The sequence below is a fragment of the Agrobacterium tumefaciens genome (assembly GCF_013318015.2).
In the GTDB taxonomy this organism is placed as follows: domain Bacteria; phylum Pseudomonadota; class Alphaproteobacteria; order Rhizobiales; family Rhizobiaceae; genus Agrobacterium; species Agrobacterium tumefaciens.
In genome coordinates this window covers 29,980-54,567 of record NZ_CP115842.1, presented here as the reverse complement: position 1 = coordinate 54,567, position 24,588 = coordinate 29,980, and the positions used below count along the sequence as shown (strand labels likewise).

20 protein-coding genes and 2 pseudogenes are annotated in these 24,588 nt (G+C 59.1%); 5 read left to right on the top strand and 17 right to left on the bottom strand.

Annotated features, from left to right (window positions below; genetic code table 11):
• Positions 1–24 precede the first annotated feature (24 nt).
• The 8 genes from G6L97_RS13905 to G6L97_RS13870 form a co-directional block, all read right to left on the bottom strand.
• Positions 25–1,665, bottom strand: a complete 1,641-nt coding sequence (locus G6L97_RS13905) for an acyl-CoA synthetase (protein ID WP_174003045.1) — start codon at positions 1,663–1,665, stop codon at positions 25–27.
• Positions 1,662–2,831 carry an acetyl-CoA acetyltransferase gene (locus G6L97_RS13900; RefSeq protein ID WP_003517520.1) on the bottom strand — a complete coding sequence of 390 codons (1,170 nt, stop codon included), beginning with the start codon at positions 2,829–2,831 and terminating at the stop codon, positions 1,662–1,664. Before G6L97_RS13900 ends, G6L97_RS13905 begins: the two co-directional genes overlap by 4 nt.
• Complete coding sequence (locus G6L97_RS13895) at positions 2,828–3,691, bottom strand: IclR family transcriptional regulator (protein WP_174003042.1); 864 nt, start codon at positions 3,689–3,691, stop codon at positions 2,828–2,830. The genes G6L97_RS13900 and G6L97_RS13895 overlap by 4 nt, the downstream gene beginning before the upstream one ends.
• A gap of 1 nt (position 3,692) precedes the next feature.
• Positions 3,693–4,496, bottom strand: a complete 804-nt coding sequence (locus G6L97_RS13890; RefSeq protein ID WP_161974186.1) for an SDR family NAD(P)-dependent oxidoreductase — start codon at positions 4,494–4,496, stop codon at positions 3,693–3,695.
• Positions 4,497–4,572: 76 nt separating this feature from the next.
• The gene (locus tag G6L97_RS13885; RefSeq protein ID WP_087745442.1) at positions 4,573–5,583 is read right to left on the bottom strand and encodes a TRAP transporter substrate-binding protein; all 1,011 of its coding nucleotides are present in this window, start codon (positions 5,581–5,583) and stop codon (positions 4,573–4,575) included.
• A 65-nt stretch (positions 5,584–5,648) separates the two neighbouring features.
• Positions 5,649–7,526, bottom strand: coding sequence for a TRAP transporter large permease (locus tag G6L97_RS13880; RefSeq protein WP_174003039.1), 1,878 nt, complete (start codon positions 7,524–7,526; stop codon positions 5,649–5,651).
• A gap of 756 nt (positions 7,527–8,282) precedes the next feature.
• Positions 8,283–9,092, bottom strand: coding sequence for a cyclase family protein (locus tag G6L97_RS13875; protein WP_173993470.1), 810 nt, complete (start codon positions 9,090–9,092; stop codon positions 8,283–8,285).
• A gap of 436 nt (positions 9,093–9,528) precedes the next feature.
• A complete protein-coding gene (locus tag G6L97_RS13870; protein WP_174003036.1) occupies positions 9,529–9,945 on the bottom strand; it encodes an organic hydroperoxide resistance protein in 417 nt (138 codons plus the stop codon).
• A gap of 581 nt (positions 9,946–10,526) precedes the next feature.
• Between G6L97_RS13870 and G6L97_RS13865 the strand changes: the two genes are divergently transcribed.
• Together G6L97_RS13865 and G6L97_RS13860 are read left to right on the top strand one after the other, a co-directional pair.
• On the top strand, positions 10,527–10,775 hold the full coding sequence (locus G6L97_RS13865; RefSeq protein WP_006313527.1) for a type II toxin-antitoxin system VapB family antitoxin: 249 nt from the start codon (positions 10,527–10,529) through the stop codon (positions 10,773–10,775).
• Between the two features lie 68 nt (positions 10,776–10,843).
• Positions 10,844–11,158 (top strand): PIN domain-containing protein, encoded by a 315-nt coding sequence (locus tag G6L97_RS13860; protein ID WP_236773624.1) that lies wholly within the window; start codon positions 10,844–10,846, stop codon positions 11,156–11,158.
• Positions 11,159–11,172: 14 nt separating this feature from the next.
• On the opposite strand, the pseudogene G6L97_RS13855 reads toward G6L97_RS13860, so the two are convergent.
• Positions 11,173–11,994, bottom strand: a pseudogene (locus tag G6L97_RS13855) (tyrosine-type recombinase/integrase).
• A 677-nt stretch (positions 11,995–12,671) separates the two neighbouring features.
• Here G6L97_RS13855 and G6L97_RS13850 point away from each other — a divergent pair.
• A complete protein-coding gene (locus G6L97_RS13850; RefSeq protein ID WP_112402153.1) occupies positions 12,672–13,775 on the top strand; it encodes a hypothetical protein in 1,104 nt (367 codons plus the stop codon).
• A gap of 32 nt (positions 13,776–13,807) precedes the next feature.
• Here the strand turns inward: G6L97_RS13850 and G6L97_RS13845 are convergent, their stop codons facing one another.
• The 7 genes from G6L97_RS13845 to G6L97_RS13815 form a co-directional block, all read right to left on the bottom strand.
• On the bottom strand, positions 13,808–15,124 hold the full coding sequence (locus tag G6L97_RS13845) for an ATP-binding protein (protein ID WP_174003033.1): 1,317 nt from the start codon (positions 15,122–15,124) through the stop codon (positions 13,808–13,810).
• Entirely contained in the window at positions 15,121–15,861 is a 741-nt protein-coding gene (locus G6L97_RS13840) for a response regulator (RefSeq protein ID WP_174003030.1), read from the bottom strand. The genes G6L97_RS13845 and G6L97_RS13840 overlap by 4 nt, the downstream gene beginning before the upstream one ends.
• A 95-nt stretch (positions 15,862–15,956) precedes the next feature.
• A complete protein-coding gene (locus G6L97_RS13835) occupies positions 15,957–17,003 on the bottom strand; it encodes an alpha/beta fold hydrolase (protein ID WP_174003027.1) in 1,047 nt (348 codons plus the stop codon).
• Positions 17,004–17,204: 201 nt separating this feature from the next.
• Complete coding sequence (locus tag G6L97_RS13830; RefSeq protein WP_174003024.1) at positions 17,205–17,963, bottom strand: alpha/beta hydrolase; 759 nt, start codon at positions 17,961–17,963, stop codon at positions 17,205–17,207.
• A gap of 46 nt (positions 17,964–18,009) precedes the next feature.
• Entirely contained in the window at positions 18,010–19,767 is a 1,758-nt protein-coding gene (locus G6L97_RS13825) for a cytochrome c biogenesis protein DipZ (protein WP_174003021.1), read from the bottom strand.
• Between the two features lie 180 nt (positions 19,768–19,947).
• A complete protein-coding gene (locus G6L97_RS13820) occupies positions 19,948–20,457 on the bottom strand; it encodes a cytochrome P460 family protein (RefSeq protein WP_174003018.1) in 510 nt (169 codons plus the stop codon).
• 129 nt (positions 20,458–20,586) lie between these two features.
• Positions 20,587–21,024, bottom strand: coding sequence for a hypothetical protein (locus G6L97_RS13815; RefSeq protein ID WP_174003015.1), 438 nt, complete (start codon positions 21,022–21,024; stop codon positions 20,587–20,589).
• A gap of 348 nt (positions 21,025–21,372) precedes the next feature.
• Here G6L97_RS13815 and G6L97_RS13810 point away from each other — a divergent pair, with 348 nt between their 5' ends.
• Positions 21,373–22,461, top strand: a complete 1,089-nt coding sequence (locus G6L97_RS13810) for a hypothetical protein (RefSeq protein ID WP_035199154.1) — start codon at positions 21,373–21,375, stop codon at positions 22,459–22,461.
• A gap of 100 nt (positions 22,462–22,561) precedes the next feature.
• Here the strand turns inward: G6L97_RS13810 and G6L97_RS13805 are convergent, their stop codons facing one another.
• Entirely contained in the window at positions 22,562–23,770 is a 1,209-nt protein-coding gene (locus G6L97_RS13805) for an MFS transporter (RefSeq protein ID WP_174003012.1), read from the bottom strand.
• Positions 23,771–24,285: 515 nt separating this feature from the next.
• Here G6L97_RS13805 and G6L97_RS13800 point away from each other — a divergent pair.
• Positions 24,286–24,564: pseudogene (locus tag G6L97_RS13800) on the top strand (DUF1612 domain-containing protein); the annotation flags it as partial.
• Positions 24,565–24,588: the final 24 nt, after the last annotated feature.

Genomic DNA, 24,588 nt, shown 5'->3' with positions numbered 1-24,588 from the left:
CCTCCCGATTGAATGTTACGCCTGTCAGCCTGTCCGCTTTTCTTCGAAAGTCGGCATCTGACCGCGTTTCTCCAGTTCCTCGCGGATCATTTTCTTGGTGATCTTGCCGTAGGCGGATTTCGGCATGGCATCCCAGAACACCACTGATTTCGGCAGCTTGTAGCGGGCCATCTTGCCTTCCAGATAGGCCTTCAGATCGATGGCGGCGATATCTGCGCCCTCGCGGGCCACGCAAACGGCCACACCGACCTCGCCCCACACCGCGTCCGGCACACCCAGAACCGCAGTCTCGCTGATGTCAGGATGCATGAGGATTTTTTCCTCGATTTCACGCGGATAGATGTTCGAGCCGCCGGAAATATACATGTCGGAGGCGCGCCCGGTGATGTAGAGGAAGCCGTTCTCATCGCGATGACCAAGGTCGCCCGTCCGGAACCAGCCATTGCGGAAGGCTTTGGCATTGGCCTCGGGATTATCGTAGTAGCCGGCGAAAACGGCGGGACCGATTACACAAATTTCGCCGGTTTCGCCTGCGCCAACCTCCGCGCCAGCATCGTTCTGGATCTGCACTTCCATGCCGGTGCGGTCGAAGCCGCAGGTGCCGATGCGCGTTTCCGGACCGTCCTCGGCGTTATGAAACGAAGGCGGCAGCACGGTGATGTTCCCGGTGACTTCACCCAGGCCGAAATATTGCACCAGCACCGGGCCGAGCTTTGCAAGCGCGCGCTTCTGGTCCGCGCGATACATCGGCGCACCGGCATAGATGACATAGCGCAGCGAGGAGTGATCGAAACGATCCACAGAGGGGTCTTCGACGAGCATTTTAAGGATGGTCGGTACAGTGAAGGCGTTGGTGATACGCCATTTTTCGATCAGCGCCCAGACGGCGGGCACATCGAGCTTTTCCGCCGCCGGAAGCACGGTTTTCGCGCCATGCGCCACCTGCACCAGCTGGTGAATGCCCGCACCGTGTGAAAGCGGGGCAACGACGATGGAGGCGTCGTCCGGTCCAGTGCCGGGCATCAGATCGCAGAGATGGTTGGTGATGACGAACGCCATCTGGCCATGGGTAAGCACTGCAGCCTTGGGCCGGCCGGTGGTGCCTGAGGTGAAGAAGAACCAACACGGGTCATCCCGATCCACTGCCTGGCTTTTGACTTTGTGCCCCATGTGACGGGCCACGATGGCATCGTAATCCTCACCGAACTCTGCCGTGCCGATGGCGATGCTGAAATCGATCGTGCTTGCCTCATGGCTGGCTTCAGCATGATCGGGAAAAGCACTGGCGCAAATCATGCCGCGTGCGCCGCTGGCCTTCGCCAGATAGGCAACTTCATCAGGCGATTGACGGTAATTGGTCGGCACCCACACCGCACCCACGCGGAAGCATGCGAACATGGATTCGAACATCTGGTTGTTGTTGGAGGACTGCACCAGAATGCGGTCCCCCTTTCTGACGCCGAATTCAGTCTCCAGCGCATGGGCCATTGCGTCGACGCGGGCTTCCATTTGAGCCCAGCTCCAAGTCTTTTCACCCCAGACGAAACCGATATGGTCCGGGTTGCGGCGTGCCGCCTGCGTCAGGAAATGCGAGAGGTTCATCACCCGCGTGGTGGAGGGCGCAACCCCGCCCGCGGGATGCTGCACGGCACTTTGCATCGTCATTTCACACGCTCCATGATCGAGACGTAATTGGCAACCGCCGTGCCACCCATGTTGAACACGCCAGCAAGCGAGGCATTGGGAATTTGCATGTCGCCTGCCTCGCCCATCAATTGCATCGCCGCCATGACGTGCATGGAAACGCCGGTCGCCCCGACGGGATGACCTTTCGATTTCAATCCACCCGATGGGTTGATTGGCAGGCGTCCGGTCTTCAGGGCCGTTCCATCCTGGACAACGCGATATCCTTCACCGGGCTTCGCAAGCCCCATGGCCTCATATTCGATAAGTTCGGCAATGGTGAAGCAGTCGTGCGTTTCAACGAAAGAGAGGTCGTCGAGCGTTGCGCCGGCAAGTTCCAGCGAGCCGGCCCAGGCGCGGCGCGCGCCTTCGAAGGCCAACGGATCGCGACGGCTCAATGCCATGATGTCGTTGACATGCTTGCGGCCCCTGAAACCGATGGCGCGGTTGAGTGTGGCTGCCGTTTCCTCGTCGGCCAAAATGATCGCGGCAGCGCCATCAGAAATCAGCGAGCAGTCGGTGCGGCGCAGCGGGCCTGCGACGTAGGGGTTCTTGTCCGAAACCGTATTGCAGAAATCGAAGCCGAAATCCTTGCGCATATGTGCATAGGGATTGACCGCGCCATTGGCGTGGTTCTTTGCGGCAATCATCGCCAGCTCTTCCGAGCGGTCGCCATAACGTTGAAAATATGCCTGTGCGATGCGGCCGAACTGGCCGGCAAACCCGCCGGGAATATTGGCCTCCTCCGCACGGTAACAGGCGGAGAGCAGGATTTCGCCCACCTCTGCGGTCGGCAGCGCCGTCATTTTTTCGGCGCCGACAACGAGTGCGATGCGGCCGCGCCCGGCTTCGATGAAGTCCATGGCGCTATAGAGGGCGGCCGATCCTGTTGAGCAGGCATTCTCGAAACGCACTGCCGGCGTATAGGCGAGGCGCTCATCGCCCATCGCTACCAAGGCGCCCTGAAAATCCTGCTTCGAGAAGCCATTGTTCATCACGCCGACGAAAATGCCATCGATATCGCTGACATCGACGCCCGCATGGTCTATGGCCGGCGCCACGACCGAAGCCATTAGTTGCTCGGTATTTTCAAGGGCCGACTTGCCGAAAGGCGAATGCGCCCAGCCGACGATCTGCGCTTTGCTCATTTGCTCGTTCTCCTCGTTTGCCGTTTCATGTCGCCTTCACCGCGCGTGCGGGCGCGGCTGGCCATCATTTCTGCGATGCGGGTCTCGATGCGGGTTACTTCCTCGCGCAGCAGCGCTGCCAGTTCCGGCTGGCGCTCCGGCCGCATGCGGCTGTCCACAGCGGCAATGCTCAGCGCTCCTACCACCGCGCCATCAGGCGCGCGGATGGCAACGCCAATACCCCAGGAATTAGAAAGGATCAGGCCGGGGTTGAGCGAATAGCCATTGGCTCTCGTCAACTCGACATCACGGCGCAGGCCCTCAAGCGTGATGCCGGGATAATTAGCGGCAATCAGCCCGCTATTGGCCGCAATGATACTTTCCACCTCGGCGTCCGGCAGCGCCGCCAGCATGGCGAGCGAACCCGCGCCAATACCCAAGGGGTGTTCGAAACCGGCCTGAAGCGCATGGGTGCGCACCGGCCAGGTGCCTTCTTCGCGGTAAAGGCACAGGGCAAATGTATCACGGCGTACGGAAAGGAAGCTCGAATCCTCCGAGCGGCGGGAAATGCGCGTCAGGCCGTCCTGCGCCATTTGAAGAAGGCCAAACCGGCGCGATGACAGGCTGCCCAGCACATAGGTTTCTTCGCCGAGGTAATAACGCCGCGTTTCCTCATCCTGCTCCACAAGCCCGGCGCGGATCAGAGCCAGCAGCAGGCGGCGGGCCGTGGGTTTGTTCAGTCCGCTTTCTGTCACGATGACCGAAAGCGCCACGCCGCGTTCCGCGTGCCTTCCGACCATGGAGAGCAGCGCCAGAGCCCGGTCGACCGCGCGCGCGCCCGTCAGATCTTTTTCAACCGGCATCGTTGTTGTTGTTGCCATCTCAGGAAAACGCCCCCACCGCACAGCTTTGCCCGCCATCGACCGGCAAACAGACGCCGGTGATGAACTTAGCCTCATCAGAGGCGAGAAAAACGGCGGCGCGGGCAATATCGAAGGCATCGCCCATGCGACCCACCGGGACAGCCGCGTTGCGCGCCGCCACCATCTCCTCGACAGACGCATATTGATTGCTGATCTGCTTGTAGATCAGTGGGGTGTCGATCATTCCCGGAAGAATGCAATTGGCGCGAATGCCCTGCCGGGCATATTGCATGGCCAGCGCCACAGTCGCCTGATTTACAGCTGCCTTCATGGCGTAATAGGCAAAATAGGGATAGCCGGTCCAGCGAATGGAGGCGAGCGACGAGATATTGACGATGGCCCCGCCGCCCTGCGCCAACATCACCGGCAACACAGCCTTGGAGGTACGATAAACGGAGCCGATATTGAGATCGACCGAAGCGCGAAAGCTTTCCTCATCCAGCTCAACCGGCCCACCCATATGGGTCACGCCGACATTATTGTGCAGAATATCGATGCCACCAAAGGCCTCGCAGGTGCGGGCAACGGTGGCCGATACGGACTGTAGTTCAGTGACATCGGCGGCAACCGCAATCGCCTCCAAGCCTTCTCCGCGAATGATCTCAGCCGTCTCTTCGGCTGCATCAGCGGAGAGATCGACACAGGCTACGCGCGCGCCTTCGCGGGCAAATTGCAGGGCCGCAGCCTTGCCGTTGCCAAATCCCGGCCCCGATGATCCTGCGCCAAACACAAGCGCGCGTTTTCCCGTCAGGCGACCTGTCAAAGCAGTCTCCATTCCAATCGTCAGACATAGTCGGGTTGGCCCCGCTACGGGCGGGGCCAGTTACTCAACGGGCCGGTCAGGTCAGGCTTGCACCAACGGCCTTTTCAAGTATGGCCCAGGCTTCATCGCCGTATTTGCCCTTCCACTCGGAATAGAAGCCTGCCTCTTTCAGCGCGGCGCGGAAAAGTGTCGCATCCGTGTCGTTGAAGGTCATGCCCTTGGAAATCAGATCTTCCTTGACCGAGGCATTGAGCTTCGCCACATCGGCGCGTTCATCCTTGCCCGACTGGTTGAGGTTTTTGGCGACGATGGCGCGCAGGTCATCCGGCAGACGCTCCCAGGCGCGCTTGTTGGCCAGGAACCAGAACCCGTCCCACATATGATTGGTGACCGAGCAGAATTTCTGCACTTCGAACAGCTTTGCGGTGGAAATGATCGCCAGCGGATTTTCCTGGCCATCGACCACACCGGTCTGCAGCGCGGTATAGACCTCGGCGAAATTGATCGAGGCAGGGGCAGACTTGAACGCCTTGAACATAGAGGTCCAGAGCGGGCTCACTGGCACGCGGATCTTGAAGCTTTCGAGATCGGCCGGCGTGGCGATGGGCTTGGAAGCGCTGGTGATCTGGCGGAAGCCGTTATCCCAGATGGTGTCCATGGCAACGAGATTCTGCTTGGCAATTTCGCCACGGACATATTTACCGAGATCGCCATCCATGGCCGCCCATACGGACTCGTAGTTCGGGAAGGCGAAACCGATGCCGCTGATGGAGGCGTTCGGTACCAGCGTCGACAGGATCAGCGGCGAAAGCGTGAAGAATTCAACGCCTCCAGAGCGCACCTGGCTCAAAACGTCTGTGTCGGCACCCAGCTGGCTGCTGGGGAAGATGCTGATATTGACCTGCCCATCGGTCTCTTTGGCGATACGCTCGGCGGCCTCCTTGGCGCGAATGTTCATCGGGTGCGCCGCAGGCAGATTATTGGCATATTTATAATTGTATTGGGCAGCGCGGGCGCGCGACACGAAGGCGGTGGCCAGTACGGCGGAACCGGCGCCGGCGAGCATGGTACGTCTGTTGATATTCATTGCTTTCTCCTCCCAAAATAAAGCAGTTATCATTCATCGGCGTGGCGGGCGGACCCGCCACGGTCTCAGAGCAGAATGGTCGAAAATCCGGGGATTGCTGCAATCAGCAGCAGGCCGATGATCATGGCTGCGAGATAGGGCCAGATGGCCCCCATGGCTTCGTCCGGCGACACGTTGCCGATCTTGCAGGCGATGTAAAAGCCGATACCGATGGGCGGCGCCATCAGGCCGATATTCATGGCGACCACCACGACCATGGAATAATGGATGTCATTGATGCCAAGCGTGCGGGCGATCGGGAACATGATCGGCGCGAGCAGAACGATTGCTGGCAGTCCTTCCAGGACGCAGCCCAGGATCATGAAAATCAGGATCGACACGACCATGTAGGTCATCCAGCCGCCCGGAAGATCGGTAATCATCGCGGTCAGTTGGAAAGCAAGGCCGCTCTGTGTCAGCCCCCAGGCCATGGCCGATGCACAGCCGAGGATCAGCAGGATCGCCCCTGAAAGGGCTGCCGTCTCGACCAGCATCGAATAAAGCTTCCTGAGGCTGATGCCGCCATAAAGCACTGCGCCGACGATCATGGCGTAGAGCACGGCAATAGTGGACACTTCGGTTGCCGTGGCGACACCGCCGCCCACCAGGCTGCGGATGAGGAAGGGCAGAACGAGCGCCGGTGCGGCAATCAGGGCTGCCTTGCCGACCTGCGGCCATGGCGTGCGCTTTGCGCCTTCCATGTTTTCATCCCGCGCCTTCCAGCGGGCCAGAACGGCCAGCACCAGAAGCAGTACCATTGCAATCATGAAACCGGAGGTGAAGAGGCCGGCAATAGACACACCTGCCGCCGAACCCAGAACGATCAGCACGATTGAGGGCGGAACCGTATCGGCCATGGCGGCGCCGGTGGCCAGAAGCGCGATCATTTCCTTGGGTTTGTGGCCACGGCGCTTCATTTCCGGAAACAGCGCCGGTGCGACGGTTGCCATATCAGAAACCTTGGAGCCGGAAATGCCGGAGACAAGAAACAGAGAACCGAGCAGAACATAGGACATGCCAGCGCGAATGTGGCCAAACATCGAGGACAGAAGCTCGACAATCGCCTTACCCATCCCGGTTGCATCGAGCACGCAGCCGAGCAGCACGAAGACTGGCACTGATAACAGAATGATGCCGGACATGCCCTCATCCATGCGCCCGATCATCACAATGGTCGGAACCCAGGTGGTGAAGGTCAGATAGGCGAGGGTTCCAAGGCCGAAGCAGAAGGCAATCGGAACGCCCAGCACCAGAAATACCGCAACGAACAGACCGAGGAAGATCGCCAGATTAAAATTGCCGAGGGATTCCAGCATCGGCGATGCCAGATAGAGCAGGCCGGAGGCAACCGCGACCGTTACAAGGGCCGCAATGATATCGCGCAGATTTTCTCGTCGGAAGAGATTGTTGAGCACCAAAAGCAGCATAAGACAGGCGCCGACCGGCAACGCCGCAGCGCGAAACGACATCGGAATATTCAGCGCCGCTGACGTGACCACCCACTCCTCGATGGCGTATTCCATGGCGGGCTTGATGATTGCGGCAAGAAATGTCGCCACCAGTACCAGTGCCAGGGAATTGATATAGCCCAGAACACGTTGCGGGAACATGTTGAGAAACAGCGTGAGGCGCAGGTGTTCACTGCGATCGATGGCGATTGCCGCGCCCAGCATGGCAAACCACAGAAAGCACAAGGACGCCGTTTCATCGATCCAGACAATCGGCAGATGCAGGGCATAACGTGACGTCACGCCCAGCAGAAGTAGGCCGATCATCACCGCCAGCAGCACTGCCGCCACGGCCTCGATGGGGCGCATGAACCAGGAGCCTGTTACCTGTCCGGTGTGCAACAGTTCGCCATCGAGTACAAATACGTCGTCATTCGCGTTTGCGGTCATGGTCATCGGGGCCTCCTCTCCCACAGAACAACCTTCGCAATGAACATGTCTGCAAAACAGGATGTCCGTGCCACGACCGCGACATCAGGATAGCTGTTGTTGCCAGACAGGCCAGACCCCTCCAAAGGTCTGAATGTATCGGGATATTGCCTCCACAATATGGACCGTTACAAAATCATGTATTCGGGATACACAGGAAAATTCATGAAATCAACAGTAAATAGACGGATTTATGCAGTTAATTTTCGCATCTATAAGGTCCATATAGTGGATCATACTTGATGGGAGCCCTCATTCCTCATGATCGCCTTGCAGCGCGGCACCTCGTTCAAAGGCCAGTCAATGCAAATCGTGCCTACCGATTGGAGCAGGTCGCCAGACATCCGGGACGCCTGCGTTGCGTTACAGAGAGCCGGAAAACATGTCTGCCTGGCCTTAACTGGTGGGGGTGGGAAGAGCTGCGAGGTGACGACCGCTGGGCGCAATGGGAAAAATGACGGTGGTGCGCCTGAGCGCTCCCTAAACGGCAATACAGGCGTCGATTATCGATCGAAACCTTCCCTTGCGGTGGTTTCTTGACTTAACGTTATGCGGCAAGAAAATATGTTCTTCGCGACGTCACCGCTTGGAATTCTTCCTGTCAAGCGCTGGGCGACGCGTCGCCCGGCCTTTCCTTTGCGACCGCGGCGGATGCTGAGCGGATTGATCTGATGCGGCAGGTTAGCGGTTGCTGCATGCGGCGCGCGCCCCGGCGTACTACGTTCAGACCAGAGCCAGAATCCGGGCCGGACCACCCGTTCCGCCTCGATGTGCAGGCGCGCCGACGACGATGGTCGCGCCCTTTACCGGCAAAGCCTCAAGGTTATTGAGTCCTTCGATGCCGTAGCGCCCTGCCGGGAGCCAGGAATTGTGAACTGCGAAATCGGCAGAGTTGCCAGGATCAAGCGAGAGCGTGTCGACACCGATTGCGACCGTATCGTGTTTGAGCAGAAGGTCGGTTGCCGACTTGCCGAAACCGGGGAAGGCAAATTTTCCGGCGTCGTCATTGCGGAAGGAGGGGCTCTTTACTCTGGTTGCCCAGCCGGAGCGCAGAGCGACGATCGAACCTGCCGGAATGTCGCCATTTGCGGATATCCAGCGCTCGATGTCTTCGGCCTCGATCGTGGAATTGGCATCCTCTTTTGCGCGGTCTGTGATGTCTATGATGACCAGCGGCGCGACAAGTTTCTGCGGCTCCAACTGATCGACACTCGCCCCGTCGGCGCTGAAGTGGAAAGGTGCGTCAATATGCGTTCCGGTATGTTCGTAGATCGTGAGTTTGTGGAGCTGATAACCGTCCTTGGCGATCTGAGCTGCCCATTCGTATTCTATGCCCGGCTTGCCATCGAATGTAGGGAATGTAGAATCATATGTATGTGTGAGATCGATGACCTGTCTGGGTGCTTGCGCAAGCACCGGGGCCGCGAGGCTGCCAGCCGTCATCGCCGTTACACCGGCCACGGCGCCCTTGAACAGCAAGCGTCGCGACAGCATGTTCTTTTTCACGTTCTCGATCACGCAATGGTTGCACATACCTTAGTCCCTCCAGTGAAAATCCCTGATCGCAACCGTAGCGCAACGATGGAGTGACGCAAGACATGACCATCCCTGATTTTTGACCCGTGTTCAGATGGCGGTTTCGGCAACCCGCCGTCCATAGGCAGTACTCGCTTGCCCACCGGCAGGCCGGTCTCCAATATCTTGAAAGGGTGGTGGACAGATTATCCGCTTGCCGCAGGGCGTTGCGCAACGCCATGGCGTTGTCAAAAGGGATGGAAGGAAGAAGTGAATGCGAAAACGGCCGCGGCGGGGCGCCGGGCCGTTTCCTTGAGGTCAGATCGATGAAACCGCGCCCAGAACTCCCGCAAGCGGCGACGGCTCGTCGGATGTTGCGTCATATACGCATGGTACTGCAGATATCGCCGCAAACACGATGGCGATGACAAGCGCGCGGGCGGAAACCATCGGCTTAAGCGAGAATGAGCGTAACATCGATGTTCCCCCTGGTTGCCTTCGAATAGGGGCAGATCTGGTGGGCATCGTCTATTATCGTCTGCGCGATGGGACGATCGATACCGGGCAGGCTGACAAACAGGCGAGCCTGCAGAAAGAATTCGCCACCCGTCGTGCCGAGGTCAACCTCCGCATCGACAGTGGTTTCGGCGGGAAGCCGGAGCTGGTGTTTTGCCGCCGCCTTTGTCATGGCGCCGATGAAACATGCCGACCAGCCTGCCGCAAAAAGCTGCTCGGGATTCGTGCCCGGCTTTCCGCTGCCCGGAGGGGAAAGCTTGATGCCAAGCGCGCCATCGTCGCTTTGCGCAGATCCGTCGCGCCCACCGGTCGTGTGGGTCTTGCCGGTATAAAGAACAGTCTCGATCTTGGTCACGGGAGGTTCCTTTCATTTTGCCGCTGTTGCGGCGTTTCGTGATAGGAGCTTTGTGACGGATCGGCGTATCCGGCATGTTTCCGGAAACTGCAAAACTGTATCGAAAAGTATCGTTGTTATTGGTCTTCAGTCGCCAACTTTTCGATATTTTGGTGGGAGTTCTGCGGTGGCCAGGTCGGCGGCCGGTTTGGGGTCCTGCTATGGATTGGCGGCTTGCCGTTTTACCATGGTTTTTTCGCGCATTTTTCAGGTGCTTTGTACAGATAAGGAATGCGTGAGAAAATGACCGGTTGTAAGAGTGTATGAGCTAAGTACAACGTCACCAGGCTCGAAATGCGGCGTTCGGTGAAGCGATGACAAAACCTGCATCAAAAGCACTTTGGCGGCCCTCTGCGGCAGAAATTGCTTAAAGTATGGTGTTCGGGGAGGGGATGTGTTGGCCTCCACGCGGAACGAACATGCATGATGACCAAACCACGGGGCGCCAAATCAGCAATACTAGATAGCCATCGAGATGGCAGATGCCATCTCGATGGCTATTTCAATTTAAGTTACTGTGGATCCAGAGAAAGGAGCTCTCAATGGTAACACCGCAACTATCCGTCCGCAGTTCCAAAGCGCGCGACCTCGCCCATAAGCTCGCCCGCCGAGAAAATCGCACGATTGCCGATATCGTCGAGCGCGCGCTCGAAACCTATGAGGCTCGTGAGGCAGGACGTGAACCCGCTGCGAAATTCTATAGTCGTCTTTCATCGCAGTCGGGTACGGATATCGATTTCGACAGTATCATCGATGAAAACAGACGCGCTCATAAAGGCGTCGAGCTTTGATTTTTCTCGACACAAATGTGATGTCGGAGACTTTGAGGGAAGCTCCCGATTCTGCGATCATACCATAGCTGGTTCGTCACGACGCCGAATTGGCATTGCCGACGGTTGCAGTTGCTGAGATCGCTTTTGGTATTCAAAAGATCAGGCCGGTTCAGCCCGCCGATCGCCTGGAAGAGGGACTTGTGAGCTGGCGTTGCCGGTTCTCCGACAAGATGTTTGCCTTCACGGAAGAAGCAGCATTGGCCTATGGCGATATCATGGGAGACGCTGCGCGGCAGGGGAGGTGGATGTCGGCTCCGAACGGCATGATCGCGGCGATAGCGCGGATCAAAGGTTGCCGGTTGGTGACCCGAAACCTCAAGATCTCGCCCTGGCAATTCTGACAGTGAGACCCGATCTACAACAATCGGGCCGCTCGCCTGCTTCTCCGTGTAGCACTGTTATAATAGCTGAATGCTTGCTGGACAGATCGGTGGCGTGATTGCTCCATGGCTTCTGGCAGGGGAATTCCGCGGTTGGCAGCCTCGGTTAGATAACCGGACCGCAGGCGGTGCTCCGAAAACTCAGCCGCATCCAATCCCGCCATCTCCGCCCGCTGTTTGATGATCGCATTGAACGACTGCGGATCGAGCGCGCGCTTCGACACGGTGCCACATCGCCCGCCCCCCCGAAACACGCTGCGCTCTTGCGACCCCGGGTTCGCGGAGCGGCGCGTACTGCAAGGCGTATGGCCGACCTGAGGGCAGGGAGGTGAAGGCGACATTGAGGCCGCGCCACTTGATCAGCGTCGACCAGTTCGCCAGCCGCCGGCGCAACGTAGACGGCGCGTGCGTGCCAACGGATTTCAGAAAGCCCTGACGCCGGAGGTTTTCATCGACCGTAGCTGGCATGCCGTGGTCGGGATCTGTTGCGCGTTTTTCCGTGTCCCAGAGGTGATGGCGACAAATTTCAGCAGTAGTGCTTCCGGTGCAGCCCAGGGAAGAGAATTGCCAGTGATCGCCAGCCCCCAGGCTTCAAGATAGGCAAGATCGAAGATCAGCGCCCGCAGCGTGTTGTCGCCCATGCCCTGGTTGACGAGATGGCGCAGCGTCTCGACGTCCTGATCAGTAAGCAGCTCGGCGAGCTCGTCGCGACGCTCGAGCGGCAGGACGGACGCGATGGTGTCGAGTTCTTCGGCGCGCCGCTCGACGGAGGTTTGTGATGTCGTCGCTTTAGTCACGAGAGGCTCCAGAATCGCGGGTTTCGGCGGTCGCTGGGACCGTGATTTGTCCCGATCTGCACGCTGTGAGAATGCTGAGACAGGTTGGCCATGGCCAACGCTCAACCAATCAGCAGAGTCGGCAAGCAGTAACCCACAGGCAGTAGGAACGGGGAACTATGTCCGACACCGTGACGGCAAAGAACCGCAAGTAAAGTCGATCCTATCATTAGCGTTTGGAACGAGGTCACTTGGATTTCACGGCAAATCTTTGTCGTGTCGAGCGCGGGCTGGTTTCCGGGAGATCGCGGCCGCTCATCCGGATAGACATTCGGTCACTTGAACTGCTCTTCGACGCGACGGGTAGAAATCGCTCCGGCCTCGCACTGGGGGAGGTCGAAGCTTCGCGGTGAAATCCAAGATGACATCGGGCGCCTCCAGCGGAATACCTCCTCGTTGTCCTCCCCAGCGATTTCGAAAGTCCATAAATCGGGTCGCTGCCTAGAAGCCCGATTATTGCAGCCGTTCTCATGTAGGCTTTTTGCTCGCAGATATTGTGGTCCAAGCACGTCTGTGGTCGCATATAAATCGGTTGCAAACCTGCGGGAACCCGGATCATTACACCTTTTAGATGAATTGCGGGCCAACATCCAGAGTAGTAATTTTGCCCTTAATCGAACTCATTTGGAGGATTCAAAATGACTCGATGGCTTTTTTTATTTGTGTCACTGCTTCTCGGCTTCTCCGCCTTATCGAGTCCTGCTTCGGCCAACAATTGTGGAGAAGTCCTAGTTGATGGCACTAAACAGGTGTCTCAATACAGATACGGAATGTTTTTTCAGCAAATCTTGGCCGCGGAATATACCAGAAAGTCTAGCGCGGAAATTGCCCGGGACCTTGCCGCCAGTGGAGGCTTTGGCTACGGAGGTTTCTCTCTCACCGGCAGCAATGACGAAAAGGATTTTCAACGGTATATCGACGAGATTGGCTCAAAGTTGAACATTTCAACCATCGTCAAGAACGAAAGTTCAATTCTGTTAGCCTCAGGCGACAAGGAAATTTTGAAAAGATGGGCTGAATGTGTAAGGAATGGCGGCTTCACAGCGCGGTTTGAAGTCTACGATGTTGATGATGCCGCCCTTATTTTGGAGTGGCATACATATCCGGTTAAGAAGGGCGTAGACACTACTACGGCGCTTACCGAAGACATCACAATCCCCAAAGGTATTAATGTGACAAGTGGGGATTCATGCAGGAAGAAGGGGACTGTGTTCGAGTCTGGAAAGACTTGCACGATCACGGTCACGCTTCCGAACGGCGCAACGGACTGGCTTGTATCCGTTAACGTAGAGCACGGTTCGGCTCAAGCGTATCTACCAAAACGTCAGGTGCTGCAGCCAGAGGAGGAGACTTGGGTGCCTCGCCCAGGCACGAATGAGGTAGCAATGGTCGGAGTGTATTCCTATGATAATAGCACGGACAGCCCGACAGTCTGTGCGGATCCTAAGAGTGGTTGGGCTTTCCTGTTGTCGACTGTGCAAGCGACACCATGGTATCGAACGGGAAGGTCAGATCCCAGTGGATGCAAGGCCATCGTGGATCCTAAGCTTCACAATCACGTCTGCTGGAGGTCGTCAATGAGAGTGACGGCTGCGAGCGATAATAGCTGCTATGCGACTCTCCACGGGAAGCTCATTCGCTGGAACGTTGTCGATGGTATGGCGCACACACCATCTGGCGAAGTGCTTACTTCGGCTAAGGCCCAAGCCGTCGTTATTCCGGAGCCAGTGGTGATCAAATGATAAGGGATACTTATCGTTGACCTGCGTCCCTCTCAGGCAAAAGCCACCTCGGCTGCAAGCCCGCCGCCTTGCCTGTTATAGAGGCGCACTGAACCGCCGATTGTTCCGGCGAGCTGCTGCGCGATCGCAAGTCCGAGTCCTGTTCCGCCGGTGTCGCGGTTTCTCGATGTTTCAATCCGGAAAAAGGGCTGCATGGCATTTTGCAGCATCTCGTCGGGGATGCCCGGCCCACGATCGAGCACCGTGATGACCACGGTGCCTTCAGTGCGCCGGTCGACCTTGATTTCCGCACTGCCCCCGAATTTGAGTGCGTTATCTATCAAGTTCGTCAGGATTCTTCGCAGGGCATGTGGCTTTGTCGATACTGTGCCGCGCACCATACCGTCAACCGTGACTGCTTTTCCGGTATCCTGATAGTCGTAAGCTATGCTGTCGATGAAAGAGGCCAGATCGATACGTGAGGATTTCTCGCCATTGCCATGAGCGCTGCGTGCATAAGCGATACCATCCTGTACTAGACGTTCGATTTCACGCAGGTCACTGACCAGCTTTTCCTTTTCCGGCGTATCGTCTGCCATGTCGGCCCGCAACCGCATCCGGGTGATGGGCGTCTGCAGGTCGTGCGAAATCGCCGCAAGAATCTGGACCCGCTCCTCGAGATATTGGGCGACGCGATCGCGCATCGCGTTGAAGGCGCGGGCGGCGTGGACAACTTCGCTTGGGCCGCTCTCACTCATCGGCAACCCCTTTTCCCCCGGATCCAACGCTTCGGCTGCCGCAGCCAGCGCGCTGAGCGGTCTGGTCGTCTGTCGCACTGCAAACCAGGTGCACAGAAGAAGAAGCGCCATCTGCGCGGCGAAGACATAAGGCAGCCACTCCGCCAGCGGCATCACGCCGCGCGGTGTCACGTCAATTGTGAGGGGCGAGCCGTCCGATAGCGTCAGATGCGCCTGAAGCCGCTTGCCGTCGCCGGGAATGGACTCGACCTTGACGGGGAAACGGTGTCCTGCGGCCTCCTCGATCCTCTGCGCAATTTCAGCGCCGCGGCCGGACATGTCGGAAACACCTGGAACACCCGGGCCGAGGACGAGTTGATAATTGCTGCGGCTCAGGCGATGGACCCATTGCGCCCGCTCTTCCGCAGGCAGGCGGTCGATTATTGCGATCGATACAGCCAGATCCTGCTCAAGAGTGCCGAGCATGACCGCCTTTGCCGACATATATCGTTCGGCAAAGAGGATGCTGAACGACAGACCGTAGGCAATGGCGAGGCCCGCAAACAGGATGATGAAAAGTCTGGACCGCAACGAGCGCGGCCACCAGCCGGCGAGCAGGCGTGGGCCGTTCATATCCGCGGCTCCGAAATCTCCACGGGGACCGCAAAGACATAGCCTTCCGCCCGCACCGTCTTGATGTAGACGGGTTCGCGCGCGTCATCCCCCAGCCTTTGGCGCACGCGGCTCACGAGAAGATCGATCGACCGATCGAAAAGTTCGGCATCGCGGCCCCGAGTTAGATTTAACAGCTGGTCCCGGTTGAGGACGCGCTGGGGATGATCGATGAAGACCCTGAGGAGCCGGTATTCGGCGCCGCTCAAGGCCACGGTCGTGCCCTCCCTGTCGAGCAGGTGACGGCCCACCGTGTCGAGGCGCCACTCACCAAAGGTCAGGAGTTGCCCGGCCTCGCTGATCTGCAGATTGGGAGGCAGCATCCGCGTGCGGCGCAGGATGGCTTTGATCCGCGCAAGAAGCTCACGGGCAGCGAAGGGCTTCGACAGATAGTCGTCGGCGCCCATTTCGAGCCCGATAATGCGATCCATCTCGTCATCGCGGGCCGTCAGCATCAGCACCGGCGTGGCTTTGTGTTTCCCCGCCCGCAGCTCTCGGCATAAAACTAGCCCGTCATCGCCAGGCATCATCACGTCGAGCACGATGAGATCGACGGTATTGCCGTCGAGAAAACTTCTCATCTGCCGTCCATCGGCCGCCACGCTCGTACGTAGGCCGTTCTTCTTCAGGTAGCTGGAGACCAGCTCCCGGATTTCCCTGTCGTCGTCCACGACGAGAATATGGTCGATATGGTCCATTGGATGCCTTCGTCGTCCGGACGGTTCGAGTGGCCCGCTACCGCGCGCCCCGCTGTCACATGCAGTAAGACAACGGTTCGCGGGCTTCGGCAAGTTTAAAGCTTTGCGACGTCCAGAACAGCCCTGGCAAAAGCCTCTGGCGCTTCCTGAGGCAGGTTATGGCCGATGCCGCCGCTGATGTTGCGGTGCTGGTATTTGCCGGAAAACTTCGATGCATAGGCGGAAGGGTCCGGATGCGGAGCACCGTTGGCGTCGCCTTCCAAGGTTATCGTCGGCACGGTGATGACGGGAAGTTTCGCAAGCTGGCGCTCGTATTTATCGTACTTGGCTTCCCCGTCTGCCAGTGCCAACCGCCAGCGGTAGTTATGGATGGTGATGGCCACATGGTCGGGATTGTCGAATGCGGTGGCCGAACGATTGAAGGTCTCGTTACTGAATTTCCAGGTCGGAGATGCCGTCTGCCAGATCAGGCGCACGAAGTCGCGGGTGTTCGCTGCGTAACCCGCACGGCCGCGTTCAGTCGCGAAATAGAACTGATACCACCAAGAGAGTTCCGCCTTGGGCGGAAGCGGCTTCCTGTTGATCTCCTGGCTGCCGATGAGATAGCCGCTGACCGACACGAGCCCGGTGCAACGTTCGGGCCAGAGTGCGGCCATGATGTCGGCGGTGCGAGCGCCCCAGTCATAACCGGCCACGACGGCCTGCTTGACGCCTAGTGCGTCGAGAAAGGCGATCATGTCGACCGCAAGCGCCGCCTGCTGTCCATTGCGTGCCGTGTCGTCCGAGAGAAAACGGGTCGTGCCATATCCGCGCAGATAGGGGATGAGCACCCGATATCCAGCCGATGCAAGGATGGGCGCGACATCGACATAGCTGTAGATGTCGTAGGGCCATCCGTGCAGCAGCAGCGCGACCGGGCCGTCTGCGGGGCCAGCTTCTGCGTAACCGACGCTGAGTACACCCGCTTCAACCTGCTTCAGGGCGCCAAAGGAGGTGGCTCCGTCGCGTCCGGTTGACGGCTGAGGCGAAGGCGCTTCGCCCTTGGCATGAGCAAGGCCTACTGAAGCGAATTCGACGGCGGCAACCGTCATTGCGGCAATGCCAAAGAAGCGGCGGCGCTGGAAATTGATCTCGGAAGTCATTGGCTGTCTCTCCTGTCCGTGTTGGATGCCGGGCAGGTAACAGGGTGCGTGTATCGTCGATGTGTCCCAAGGGAGGCGACTGTGAATGGTTTTGTAGCAGGGTGCATTCCGGATACAGACTGATACATTTGTCTCGCCCTTCCAACGCAAACAGCCGCCCCAGCATCCGGGGCGGCTGCATTTGATCTTACCGAGGTGCGCTTACTTTGAGGATTGCCGGGCGGCCTGTTCGATGACGTCTGCAACCTTATCGGGCTGGGAGGCGAAGACCGCATGGCTTGCCGCAATTTCGGTCACCGCGCTGCCGGCGCGCTTTGCCATGTCACGCTCGAGATCGGGGTTGATCGACCTGTCCTGCGTCGCGACGATCGACCAGCTTTTCTTTGTTTTCCAAGCGGGTTCGCCGACTTTGGCGGCAAAGGCGGCCTTGGCGGCGAAGACCTGACTGCTTGCCATGAATGTCGCGTCCTCACGCGGAAGATCGCTGGCGAAATCTTGTCCAAAGACGGCCGGATCGAGATAAAGGAACGCGCCATCCTTCGTTGGCTTGATGCCGTTGCCGGCCGGCGGTTTGGAGCCGGCGAGGTCGAGAAGGCTCTCTCCCTTCTCCGGCTGGAAGGCGGCGACATAGACCAGCCCGGCCACGTCCGGTCGATTGCCGGCTTCCGAAATCACCATGCCGCCGTAGCTGTGCCCGACGAGCAGGCTCGGGCCCTGCTGGAGATCGAGGACACGGTTGGTGGCCGCCACATCATCGGCAAGCGAGGTGATGGGCTCCTGCACGATCGTGACGTTGAAACCGCGACTTTGAAGAATCTCTGTCGTCCGGCGCCAGGCCGAACCATCGGCCAGCGCGCCATGGACTATGACGATATTCTTCACCTCTGCCGCCTGCGCGGCAAAAGCGATCAGTGCGGTTGCGACGGCAAGCGCGAATTTTGGCATGAGACGACGGTGCATCATGTTTTTCCTTTGGTTTAATGTGAAAGGGAAGGAAAATGCAGGTTCAGCCGAACGTGAAGGCATAGGCCTGCACGCCGGGGTCGAGGAAGCGGATGGCAAAGGTTCTCGCTTCGACGGTGCCGGACTGGCGGACGAGCTGGTAAAGACGGGTTGAGGTGACAACGCCGTTGCCTTCGGCGTCCGTGTCGGCGCCGTGATCCGCACCCGGCGGATGCCCATCGATGGTGACCTGGAAACGAACCGGTTTTCCGGCGCTTGCCGGCCCAAGGACCAGATGCAGGTCACGGGCGCTGAAGCGATAAGTGATGCCGCCATCAGCCGCATCAAGTGTGGCCGCTTCCGCGCCAACCGTCCAGGTACCGGAAAGTCCCCATTCGTTGAGGGAAGGCGTCGTGACGGAGTAGTCGCGCGGCGTGTCCGCGCGCACCGCCTCGTTGGATGCAAAATTCTCAGCCTGTCGGTAGCCGATATAGGTTTCGCCGGAGCGCATGTGCCCGATATCCGCACCTGCTTCAGCCCCTGTCGCCTCCGGGCTCACCGGTGCACTGGAGGAAGCGCTACTGCCGGCTTCACGCAGCAGGTCCTGGATCGCCTCTTCGGTCTGCCGATAATTGCCTTCGCCGAAATGGTGATAGCGAATCTGGCCCTTGGCATCGATCAGGTAATGCGCCGGCCAGTAGTTGTTATCAAAGGCGCGCCAGATCTTGTAATCATTATCGATTGCCACCGGGTAATCGATCTTGAAGCCGGCGACGGCCTGCCTGACATTGTCGATCTTCTTTTCAAAGGCGAATTCGGGGGCGTGGACACCGATGACGACGAGGCCCTGATCGCGGTATTTGTCTGCCCAGGCCCGCACATAGGGAATGGTGCGGATGCAGTTGATGCAGGAATAAGTCCAGAAGTCGATGAGGACGACCTTGCCACGCAATTGCTCGCGCGTGAGCGGCGGGGAATTGAGCCACTCGACGGCGCCGTCGAGGGATGGAGCCTTGCCCTCAACCGGCAGCTCTGACCGGGCCGCGGTAGCGCTGGCGCTGGCACCCGCCGCCGTCGCCGCTTCAGGCGCTTTGGCGGTGTGGAGCCGATCGAGCACCTGCTGTTCGAAGGATGCCGTGCTCGCATAGGAAATCTGCGACAGGAAACCCGTATCCAGACCGAGCGCGATGACCGTGACGCCGGCAAGCACCGCCGCGCCAAGCACTTGGCGGATCCGCTCGCTAAAACCCAGAGACCGCTTCATACCCGCAAATACCCGACCGCCGATGAGGATGGCAACGGCAAGGGATGTCGCTGCCCCGGCGGCATAGGCGGCAAGCAGCAGGCTCGTTTCCAGATTGGCCCCCTTCAGGGCCGCCCCCGTCAGGACAAGCCCGAGGATTGGTCCCGCGCAGGGTGCCCACAAAAGGCCGGTGGCGATGCCGAGTATCAGCGAGCCCGCAATCGTCGGTACTGACCCTGGCTTGCCGGCGGCATTGGCGAGCCGGTTACCGAGTTCGACGACCGGACGGGTGATGATGCTGGCCGCGCGGGGCGAAATCAGGCCGACACCAAAGATAGCAAGCAGCGCAAGAGCCGCGAGCCGGCCATATTCATTGGCGCTGATTGCCCAGCTGCCGCCCACCGCCGCCAGCGTCGCGACGGCGCAAAAGGTTGCCGCCATTCCCGTAAGCAGGGGCAACGTGCTGCGCAGGAAGGGTTGCCCCGCCCGCGCAAAAACGAAGGGAAGGATGGGCAGGATACAGGGGCTGAGAATTGTCAGCGCCCCTCCGAGATAGGCAATGACCAGAAACGTCATCATCTTGTCCTTTCAGGCTTGGGTTCGCGGCTCCGGGCGGCGAAGGCGACCCGGCGATGGCGCCAATCTCTCGGCCTCACGTATCCCTGATGTGTCCGGGCTTCGGTGAATTTGTAATCGAGTGTAGAGGCCGCCGTTCGGCGAACAGTCGCGAAGGCGAAATCGCCCGAGCCCCGGCATCGGTTACGGTGCATATCGCGTGAAGACGAAATCATGGTCCTTGACGTTGCCCTCGTGGCAGGAGAGGCACGTCTCGTGCTGGGCGGCATCCACCGGCTTGCCGTTGACAAACCGCCCGAAGCCCCAGCCGTGGCTGGCGGCATATTTCTTGGAGTCTTTAACCATCACCTGCACTGTGGTCGCCGCGCCCGGAACCGTGGCCGGCGGAAACTCCGTGGATTGCTGCCGCTTATAGGCGAACTTCACCAGTATCGAGCCGTCGGGGAAGGGCAGGGTTCCGCTCTTGTAGGCGTCGAATGCGACATCGTTTGCCAGAACCGCGCGAAGCTCGTCCAGCGGCGGCGCTTCCTGCGCGGGCGCGATGAACTTCCAGTCACGATATCCTTCAGGAAGCGTGACACCATAGATGGGAGAGGCAAGTACCGGCGGCGTGTCCGCTGAGCTCGAATAAACGGTTCCAAAACCTGCTGCCGCACCCGATAGGGCGACGGCGAAGAAAATCTGCCTTTTCATGGGAAATCCTGCCTGATCCGAAATAGATCAGGCAATGATCTGCCCTGCAGGTATCTGACATGTTTCCTGAAACCCGCATTTATGTATCAGATCGTAGCGCTGCGCAGTGCCCCCGGAGGCATGTCACGCTTAAAGGCCCGCGAGCACGCTCGCATCATCGTCTTTTGGAGCTTCCATCGCGACCCTTATCGCCTTCTGGATCTCGTCCTCTATTGCCTTCCTTTCGTCGGGCGGCATGGCGGCAAGGTCGCCTTCGGACAATCCCCGCGCCTCCAGATATTGGGCCCGGATTTTCTCACCAAGGCTCATATTTGCCCAGCGGCTAAGCTCGTCCTCATCGGAGCCCGTGCCGCCGCCCTCAAGCGGCGTTTCTTCTATTCCGCCCTCTTGCCCCCGGAGCGACCAGAGTGCGTTGGCAAGATTGGAGGAGAGCGAAGGCGCGGCGCCCCCTCCGATCAACGATGCCGAACGTTCGGGTGTGGGATCGGACACGGCCTCGGAAACGTCCTGTGGCCGCGGGCGTATGTAAAGCGAGGCGGTGGAGCCAATTCGATCGATTGCAGACATGGTATATCTCCTTGCGTCGCAATCTGGTTCGGGTGGCTTGTGTCTGGCTGGTCATGCTGCTTGCCTGCGTTCGGCGACGTCTCTTTGGCGACCAAGAGCACATTTCTTTCGTCACCTCGCCGGGGGGAATTGCGCAAAATCGTTCCGAAGCAACGAGAAGTCGTGAAACTTTTTGGAGCGCGGCGAGTTTGGTGAAGGAGCAATCAGCTCGCATGTCTCACTGCATATAATCGCCGCTATGCGGAGGATTGATCGTCCATTCGGAGGAGATCGCATGAATTCCATCATCTATCTAGTCGGCCTCGTCGTCGTCGTCCTGTTCATCCTCTCATTGTTGGGGCTACGCTGATGGTTGATCCAACGGGTATCGAAACGAACCCAAACCGCAGCTATGTGGATTGGCCAGCAATTTTCGCCGGTGCCGTCATTTCCTCGGGCGCCATGGCTATTCTCACCGCATTTGCGGGCGGCCTGGGCCTGAGTTCAATCTCGGCGGACAATGGTGGCGAGGTCAGCACAGTCTGGCTGATCATAACCGCGCTCTTCGTCATCATTTCCATGGTCGGCTCCTACATGCTGGGTGGCTATATTGCCGGCCGCATGCGCCGGCCTGCCGGCGCTGCCGACAGGAACGAACTCACCGTCCGCGATGGTGTGAATGGCCTGGTCGTATGGGGGCTCGGAACAGTCGTTTCCGCGTTTCTCGCGCTCGGCGTGCTGTCCGGTGGTGCCAAGGCTGTCGGCAGCGTGGCGCAGACCGCCGTTGAGGCAACGGGTTCCGCGGTCGGTGGTGCCGTTCAGGGTGCTGGCCAACTGGCGGGTGGCATCATTTCCGGCGCTGGCAGCGCAGCAGGTGGTCTGGCGCAAGGCGCCGGTCAGGCTGCAGCACCCAGCATCGAACAAATGCTGCCGCAGGGCCTGAAAGCCAATCCAATCGACTATTTCACGGATAGTCTTTTGAGAACCGATGCGCCCGCTGCCCCTCTGACGGGTGACCAGAGCGCCGGCGACTATCAGCGCCAGATCAGCGGCATCCTCGGCAATCTGCTCGCAACCGGTGAGATATCCGATGCCGACAAGACATGGCTTGCCAATCAGGTCGCTGCCCGCACAAACATCAGCCAGACGGACGCGCAAACGCGCGTAAACCAGACTGTTGAACGCGTGCAGGCCGTCCGGGCGGAAGCGCAAAAGAAGGTCGATGAAGCGCAGAAGCAGGTCGAAACCCTGAAGGCTGAGGCGCAGAAGGCGTTGGACGATGCCAAGGCCAAAGCTGCGGATGCTGCAGAAAAAGCGCGCGTCGCAGGCATTCTGACCGCGTTCCTGCTGGCCGCTTCGGCACTCGTTTCTGCTGCCGCTGCTTATATCGGCGCAGTACACGGTGGCCGCCACAGAGACGAAGGCCGTATCTGGGGTGGTCTTTCCTACCGCAAGTAACCAGAGCAACGGCAAGAAAAATCGGCTTTTCACAAATGTCCCGCCCGGACCAAATTCCGGGCGGGACTTTCGTTTTAGGTATCTGCCGTCACGGACAGGGTCAATCGCGACGCTGCAGCAAGGCAAGTGCGACCGTGGATGCCGCCAGGATCGCGGTCAGCGCCAGCGGCGCAGTGGCACCGTAGCAATCCACGATATAGCCGCCGACAACAGCCCCGATACTGATAGCCACCTGGAAAGAAACAACCATCAGGCTGCCTGCTGCTTCCAGAGCATCGGGTGCGCCGCGGGAAAGGTTGGTCGGCAGCACCACGGGCGCCATGCCAAAGGCAAGACCCCAAAGCGCGACGAGCGCGAATGCGGCGCTGCTATGAACACCCCATAGGACGAGGGCGATTGTTGCAAATGCCATCAGGGCGGCGGTAACGATGAGCGCGAGGCGGATACTGGTGTCCGCCATGCGGCCACCCAGCACGTTGCCGATCACGGAAGCAACGCCAAAGCCTAGCAGGGCGAGAGCAATCGGCGTGGTCTCAAGCAGCGTCACCTGTTCGAGGAAGGGACGCACATAGACCGAACCGGCAAAATGCCCCGTCATCAGCAACAGGATGGCAAGCATCCCCAGTTGAACGCTACGCCGCCGCGTCAGCCGGAAAACATCGGAAAGGCTATTGCTTGTACTTGCTGGCAGCGAGGGCAGGCTGAATATCTGAAGCAGCATGGCAATAATCGCAAGCCCCGCCGTCATCGACATGGCAATGCGCCATCCCACCCAGTCGCTGATCAAGGCGCCCATTGAAGGGGCCGCAATGGTGGCGAGTGAAACGCCGAGTGTGACGATAGCCATGCCGCGCCCGGTCGAATTCGCGCCGACCAGCCGCGCCACGACAGCGACCGAAAGCGCCCAGAAGCCGCTGAGCGCAATACCAAGTCCGGCCCGGCCGACCAGCAACAGCCAGAAATCTGCAGCAACTGATGCAAGAATGTTGGAGCCAATCGCCAGCGCACTGAGACCGACAAGCACCGTCTTGCGGTTCAGTTTGCCGATGAGAACATTGCTCAACAAAGCCGTTACAGCGCCCACGGAAGCGGTCGCCGTGACGACCTGTCCCGCCGTGCCCTCCGTAATGCCGAGATCGCGCGCCATGGGCGTCAACAATCCCGCTGGCAGAAACTCGGCCGACACCAGCGCAAAGCTGGTGGCCGCCATCGAAAGAACCGCAAACCAGGTTGCGGCGGTCCAAGCGGGTTCCTCTGCGGCCTCCAGGCCAATCGTTGACCCATCAAATTCTGACGTCGTGTCCGTCATGGTGTCTCTCCTTGAGTTGGGAGAGTTTTAACCGAATTTTCTCGGATGATATGTATCTAAAAATCCGAAATTCATACCTATTCCTCCGAAATTTGTGCGTTGCACAATGTTCAGCGGCTCAAGTCTGCAGGTTTTGAGCTGAGACTGTTGGTTTCCGCGCGGAACTCAGCCGGTTTTGGAGTGAACTCCTCGGGCTGGACCACGGGACGCTTAAAAACTGATACACTCCGCGGGCCTGAATCGGGAAGGCTCATGAAGTCCCGAGGTCCATATCGTCGGCATTCGACGCCGTTCAAGTTGCAGCTTTGCCAGGATATCCGCAACGGCGTCATCGGACGGCGCGATGCACAGCGGACATACGGCGGTTCGGCCAACCTCATCCAGTTGTGGCTAACGCAGTTCGATCGCGGCGAACTGAACGATGAGGAGGCTGAGGCGAGCGGTATCGCGAGTACGACGCCCACATTGCGGCGCTGGAACGCAAGATCGGCCAACTCAACATGGAACTGGACTAGCTGGTCTATGATCTCGACTGGGACGAGGATGAGCGGCTGGACGAATTGCGCGGCGTGCTGGGCCAGGCGGAAAACCTTCCGGCGATGCTGCAGGCCATCGTCGCCCTCGATGCCTAGAACGAGCTTTCCGTTCTTCAGCACGCTCCTTGGCTCAGCCGGTTGTATTGTGCTTCCTTCCTGCGTCAGGCCGGGATCACCACCGTAGCCCATCTGGCGGCCATCACTCTCGGCCTCAAAACCATTCCCGTCGGTCGGCGCCGGCATCGCGATCGAGAAACCCCACCAGTCATCATGGATGCTTCC